Genomic DNA, 6036 nt, shown 5'->3' on the forward strand with positions numbered 1-6036 from the left:
ACGGCCCGGAAGACCCCATGACCGACAAGCCCTTTTCCGGCCGCATCGCCTGCGTGACCGGCGCCTCGCGCGGCATCGGCCGCGCCACCGCCCTGGCGCTGGCCGCCGGCGGCGCGCAGATCGTCGCCGTGGCGCGCACGCAGGGGGGCCTGGAATCCCTCGACGACGCCATCCGCCAGGCCGGCGGGCTCGCCCCGACCCTGGTGCCGCTCGACATCCGCGACGGCGACGGGCTCGACAGGCTCGGCCTCGCCATCCACCAGCGCTGGGGAAAGCTCGACGTGCTGGTGGCCAACGGCGCCATCCTCGGCCCGATCTCGCCGCTCGGCCATGTCGTGCCGAAGGACTGGGACCAGATCGTCGCGGTGAACCTGACCGCCCAGTGGCGGCTGATCCGCTCCTTCGACCCGCTGCTGCAGGCGTCAGACGCCGGCCGCGCCGTCTTCGTGACCTCGGGCGCCGCCACCAAGTGCCGGCCGTTCTGGGGGCCCTATTCGGCCACCAAGGCGGCCCTCGACGCCCTCGCCCGCACCTATGCGGCCGAGAACGAAACGACGGCGGTGAAGGCGAACCTGTTCAACCCCGGGCCGATCCGCACCACCATGCGGGCGCAGGCCATGCCGGGCGAGGATCCGAGCACGCTGGAGCCCCCGGAAGCGGCCGCTGCCGCCATCGTGACGATGTGCGGGGTGGACGTGACCGAGAACGGCAGGCTCTACGACTTCCCGACCCGCAGCTGGAAGAGCTTCCGCGATCCAGCGTGAGCCGCCTGAAGCTCGGACAAGCCTTCCTAAACCCATGGACTGTGGCGGTCTCGTCACATCGGATGCTTGCTTGCGGTAGTATTATCCTCTCGCCGCGAGGGGTTTGGCGCATGGCGATTCGGTCTTTGGCGATTCTGGCCATTGGTTTGGCAGCTTCCACTGCGGCCGTCGCGCAGACCGCTCCCCTTCCCTCCCCCGTATCGAGCCCCTGGTCCGGCGGATATGTCGGTGTCACCGTCGGTGGCGCATTCGGCTCGCGCAACGTGGGCTATGTCGGCAACGACGAGGCCATCATCCGCCGATTGACGGCGGTGACGTCGTTCGCCGGAAGTCAGCCCATCCCGCGCCATGGCCTGTCCGTTTCCGGAGCCACAGGGGGGCTCGTCGCCGGCTATGACTGGCGCTCCGGCAATATCGTCGCCGGTCTGGTCGCCGACCTGAACATTACATCGCTGGCGGGGCGTGGGTCAGGCACGAGTGTTCTTCGGGCGCCCTCCTTCACGCACACCGCCACCGCGCAGCAGCGCATCGGATGGTGGACAACGCTGCGGGGCCGCTTCGGCATCGTCGCATCCGAACGCGCGCTGTTCTACGCGACGGCTGGTATCGCTCTCGCCGAGGTTCGCAACAGCAGCAGCTACCGGTTCGACGGCCCGGGTGGAACCGTCAGCGGCGGACTGCCAGGTGGTTCCTACAACTGCACGGCGCCGGGCATCCCGTGTTTTACCGGCTCGCAGTCGGGCGTAAAATTCGGGTTTGCAGCGGGAATCGGCACGGAGATCTCGCTCGACGCCCAGTGGAGCGTCAGCGTCGAATATCTCTACGTCCGGCTCGCCCACAGCACGGCCACGGCGGCGGCTGTGACCGTGGTCGCCCCGGGCGACCCGCCAAGCACCTACCGCGCCTCCTTCGGCGCGACGGATTTCCATACGGGCCGCATCGGCCTGATACGGCGGTTCTGACGGTCACTGCGGGCTTCGGATCCACGGGCCTGTCGCCTGGATCGACACCGTATCGGCGGCCCCTATCCCTGCCTCGGCTCCGCGTCATAGCGCGCCTGTGCGGCTTCGACCGCGGCGATATGCGTCTCCGCCCAGATGCGCAGGGGATCGACAGCGGCGTGCAAGGTCCGGCCGAGGGGCGTGATCGAATATTCCACCGTTACCGGCACGGTCGGGATAACGCGGCGCGACACAAGCCCGTCGCGCTCGAGGCTCTTCAGCGTCTGCGACAGCATCTTCTGCGAGACGCCGCCGATCATCCGCTTCAGGGCGTTGAACCGCTTGGTACCGTCCGCCAGCAGGATGAGAATGAGCACCGCCCATTTGTCGGCGACGCGATCGAGAACACGGCGCGTGGGACACTCGGCCACGAAGACGTTGGGCGTCAGGTCCACTGGCAAGGGCCGCTGCGTCAGCTCGATGATACGGGGTTCACCCATGGTTCCCTCCACGTGACCTCGTGACCGAAAAGTGCCTTCTTACACAGGCGCTCTCCGTCAGCTATCTGGTCTCCATTGGTAACTACCACAGGAACACCCACGATGAAAGTCGCTCTCCTCGGCGCCTCCGGCATGGTCGGATCGCGCCTCCTCGCCGAGCTGTCGTCCCGCGGCCACCAGGTGACCGCTCTCGCCCGCAACACCGCGAAGATCGCCGCCCTGCCCGGCGTCACGGCCAAGGCCGTCGATGCCTTCGACGGCAAGGCCCTCGCCGCGGCCTATGCCGGCCACGACGCGATCATCTCGTCGGTCCACTACCTCGCCTCCGATGCCGACACGCTGATCGGCGCCGCCAAGGCGTCGGGCGTGGCGCGCTACCTCGTCGTCGGCGGGGCAGGCAGCCTCGAGGTCGCTCCCGGCGTCCAGCTCTTCGACACGCCGCAGTTTCCGGCGATCTACCTCGGCGAGGCCAAGGCCGGCGGCGCCTTTCTCGACAAGCTGAAGGCCGAGCCCACGCTGAACTGGACCTTCCTGTCGCCCGCGGCCCTCATTCAGCCGGGCGAGCGCACGGGGCGGTTCCGGCTCGGCGGAGACCAGTTCTTCGTCGATGCTGCGGGGAACAGCGCCATCTCGGCGGAGGACTACGCCGTCGCCCTGGTGGACGAGCTGGAGACGCCGAAGCACGTCCGCAAGCGGTTCTCCGTGGCCTATTGAGGCTGCGGGCGGGGGCGCCCCCCGGGAGCCCTCGCCTATCGGATCTTCCGCCCGGTCTCGGCGTAGGGATTGTCGGTCTTCTTCAGGTGGAAGCGGATCGGCGTGCCCTGCAGGTCGAAGCTCTCGCGCAACCCGTTGACGAGGTAGCGCAGATAGCTCTCGGGCAGCGCCTCGGGACGCGAGCAGAAGGCGACGAAGGTCGGCGGCCGCGTCTTGGCCTGCGTCATGTAGCGCAGCTTGATGCGGCGGCCGGTGACCGCCGGCGGCGGATGGTGGTCGATGGTCTCCTGCAGCCAGCGCACCAGCGTGCTGGTGGAGATTCGCTTCTGCCACGGCACGCGCGCGTCGAGGATCGCCTGCATCAGCCGGTCGAGGCCCTGGCCCGTCTCGGCGGAATTGGCGACGACAGGGCAGCCCTTGATCTGCGGCAGCCAGTGGTCGGTCTCCTCGCGAAGCTTGGCCGCCTTGCCGCCCTTGTGCGGCACGAGGTCCCACTTGGTGAAGGCGAGCACGACCGCCCTGCCTTCCTTGGAGGCGAGGTCGGCGATGCGCAGGTCCTGGTCCTCGAAGGGCTTGGTGGCATCCATGCAGACGACCACGACCTCGGCGAAGCGGATCGAGCGCAGCGCGTCGGCGACGGAGAGCTTCTCCAGCTTGTCCTCGATGCGCGCCCGCTTTCTCAGGCCCGCCGTGTCGACGAGGCGGAACTTGCGCCCGCCCCAGTCCCAGTCGACCGAGATGGAATCGCGGGTAATCCCGGCCTCGGGTCCGGTGAGCAGGCGGTCCTCGCCGATGAGCGCGTTGACGAGGGTGGACTTGCCGGCGTTCGGCCGGCCGACGATGGCGACGGGAATGGGCTTCGACAGGTCCTCGGGCGGCGCCTCCTGGTCCCCCTCGGGAACCTCCTCACCGACGGCCTCGTCCTCATCCTCGTCCCCGCCCCTGTCCGGCGCCGGCATCAGGGCGGCCAGCGCCTCATAGAGCTCGTTGATCCCCTCGCCGTGCTCAGCCGAGAGCGGAACGGGATCGCCGAGGCCGAGGGCGAAGGCCTCGTAGGCTCCGGCCATGCCGACCTTCCCCTCGCTCTTGTTGGCGGCAAGGATCACGGGCTTGCCCGACTTGCGGACGAGTTCGGCGAAGGAGCGGTCGTCCGGGGTGAGGCCGATGCGGGCATCGATCATGAACAGCACGGCGTCGGCGAGGCGAATGGCCTCCTCGGTCTGCGCGCGCATGCGGCTCTCGAGGCTGCCCTCGCGGGTGTCCTCCAGGCCGGCGGTGTCGATGATGGTGAACTCGAGGTCGCCGAGGCTCGCCTCACCCTCGCGACGGTCCCGGGTCACGCCCGGCCGGTCGTCGACCAGCGCGATGCGCTTGCCCACGAGACGGTTGAACAGCGTCGACTTGCCGACATTGGGCCGGCCGACGATGGCGAGCGTGAAGGTCATGTGGGGGGCGATGCGGGTCAGCGGCCGCGCGCCGGCGCTGACGGCGCAGGCTCGGCGGGCGGCGCAGCGCCGACGGGCGAGTTGGCGGGCTGCTGGATCGACCGGTCGATGCCGGGGACGCCCTCGGGGAAGACGGCGCGGCGGTCGCCGGCGAGCGGCGGCTGGCGGCGCTCGAACATGGAGGGAATATCCTGCAGCGTCTCGCAGCCGGCGAGACCCAGGCCGAGAGCGGCCAGCATCCCGGTGCGCAGGACGAGACGGCGGTCGGGGCGATAGGTGGTCATGGCGATTTCCCGGATGCGCTCAGCTGCCGCTGGCGGAGAAGACGGTGGACATGAGATCGGCGCGGCCACGCACGCCCTGGGGCGTCTCGCGGTCGTCCTGGATGGCCTTGATCCAGCGTTCGGCCGCCGGGCGATCGCCGGCCTTCAGGGCGGCGAGCGCCAGAATCTCCCGCGCCGAATGGCGGAAGGGACCGTCGGCGGAGGCGAGCGGCTCGGCGCGGCGGACGAGATCCGCCGGCGGGGCGCTGTCGACGAGGGCATAGGCGGCGCGCAGGCGGGCGAGGTCCTGGAGGACCGGGCCGATGCCGCCGTCCGCGGCGATGGCGTCGAAGGCGGCGGCGCCGGCCACCTTGTCGCGCGCGGCGAGTTCCGTCGCCTGGCGGAAGCGGGCGAGGATGCGGTAGCCCGACGGGGCGTCGGCGGCGAGGGCGGCGAACTGCTGCTCCGCCTCGGTGCCGCTGGTCCGTGACAGGCGCAGGGCGGCCTCGAACTTCGCGCCGGCGGCCGCGGACCGCTGGGCCTGGAGGTAGTCGTAGAAGCGCCAGCCGCCGACGACAACCACGACCACCACGGCGAAGCCGAGCATGGCGGGCCAGTATTTCGACCACAGCCGTTCGAACCGCGCCCGCCGCAGGTCTTCTTCTACTTCGTCGAAAATATCGGCCATGGTCTCATCCAGCTGCGGTGCCCCGATGCGGGTCGCGCAAGCCCCTGTCGGAAGCGGCGGAACCTATCAACTCCCCCTGTCCGACGCAAACGCGACAGGCGGGCGGCGGCAGGCTCCCTCCGGGGTCCTGATCCATGCCTGCAGCGGCGGTTTGATGGCAGGCACGCACAATTTCATCGCGTTCCCCATCCCCGCCACATTTGGAGATCATTGAGGAGAGGCTTTCATCGCCATCGTCCTGCGGCTTTCTCGTCGCGGCCGGACGTGGTAGCGGTCCATTGCATCACCTGCCCTTGGTCGAATGAAACACGTTCCAGTGCCATTGCCCGACGCAGCGCAGCCCCATCCGACAGTGGCGGACGATTTCGCCGCGCCCTACGATCCGGCGCGTGAGCGGGCGATGGCCCGTCGCCTGCGCGGCGCCCGCTGGCGCCGCCTCGCACTGACGGTCTTCGCCGTCGTGCTCGCCGCGGGAACGGCGGCCGTGTTCACCCTCGCCAACCGCGAGATGATCCAGGCCGAGCTGGCGCCGGTGCTGCTGCCGCCGCCCCCGGCCCCCGCTCCCGAGGCCCCCGCCCTCGCCTCCAGCCAGTCGCGGCCCGTTACGCTGCCGGGCACGGAGGCCGACCCGAACAAGGTGCAGGCCCGCGTCATCGTCCCTGCCGACCCGGCGCCGCCGCCGGTCGCGGTCGCTCCGGCAAGCCCGCCGCCGATCCAGATG

Annotated in this window: 7 protein-coding genes and 1 pseudogene; 4 read left to right on the top strand and 4 right to left on the bottom strand. The window is 69.9% G+C overall.

Features of this window, described 5'->3' with window-relative positions; all coding sequences use genetic code 11:
* The first annotated feature begins 17 nt into the window (after nt 1–17).
* Together ACT6XY_RS15845 and ACT6XY_RS15850 are read left to right on the top strand one after the other, a co-directional pair.
* Nucleotides 18–764: an SDR family NAD(P)-dependent oxidoreductase gene (locus ACT6XY_RS15845; RefSeq protein WP_444749294.1), complete on the top strand. Its 747-nt coding sequence runs from the start codon at nt 18–20 to the stop codon at nt 762–764.
* A 110-nt stretch (nt 765–874) separates the two neighbouring features.
* Entirely contained in the window at nt 875–1726 is an 852-nt protein-coding gene (locus ACT6XY_RS15850; RefSeq protein WP_444749295.1) for an outer membrane protein, read from the top strand.
* Nucleotides 1727–1788: 62 nt separating this feature from the next.
* Here the strand turns inward: ACT6XY_RS15850 and ACT6XY_RS15855 are convergent, their stop codons facing one another.
* Nucleotides 1789–2205, bottom strand: a complete 417-nt coding sequence (locus tag ACT6XY_RS15855; protein ID WP_444749296.1) for a winged helix-turn-helix transcriptional regulator — start codon at nt 2203–2205, stop codon at nt 1789–1791.
* 102 nt (nt 2206–2307) lie between these two features.
* Here ACT6XY_RS15855 and ACT6XY_RS15860 point away from each other — a divergent pair, with 102 nt between their 5' ends.
* Complete coding sequence (locus ACT6XY_RS15860) at nt 2308–2919, top strand: NAD(P)-dependent oxidoreductase (protein WP_444749297.1); 612 nt, start codon at nt 2308–2310, stop codon at nt 2917–2919.
* 35 nt (nt 2920–2954) lie between these two features.
* On the opposite strand, the gene der is transcribed toward ACT6XY_RS15860, so the two are convergent.
* Genes der through ACT6XY_RS15875 form a run of 3 tightly spaced genes read right to left on the bottom strand, consistent with a single transcriptional unit; the run spans nt 2955 to nt 5315 of the window.
* Nucleotides 2955–4364, bottom strand: a complete 1410-nt coding sequence (der, locus tag ACT6XY_RS15865; protein WP_444749298.1) for a ribosome biogenesis GTPase Der — start codon at nt 4362–4364, stop codon at nt 2955–2957.
* Between the two features lie 17 nt (nt 4365–4381).
* Complete coding sequence (locus ACT6XY_RS15870; RefSeq protein WP_444749299.1) at nt 4382–4648, bottom strand: hypothetical protein; 267 nt, start codon at nt 4646–4648, stop codon at nt 4382–4384.
* A 19-nt stretch (nt 4649–4667) separates the two neighbouring features.
* Nucleotides 4668–5315, bottom strand: coding sequence for a tetratricopeptide repeat protein (locus ACT6XY_RS15875; protein WP_444749300.1), 648 nt, complete (start codon nt 5313–5315; stop codon nt 4668–4670).
* 400 nt (nt 5316–5715) lie between these two features.
* Here ACT6XY_RS15875 and ACT6XY_RS15880 point away from each other — a divergent pair.
* Nucleotides 5716–6036, top strand: a pseudogene (locus ACT6XY_RS15880) (hypothetical protein); the annotation flags it as partial.

The sequence above is a fragment of the Phreatobacter sp. genome (assembly GCF_052440005.1).
GTDB lineage: Bacteria > Pseudomonadota > Alphaproteobacteria > Rhizobiales > Phreatobacteraceae > Phreatobacter.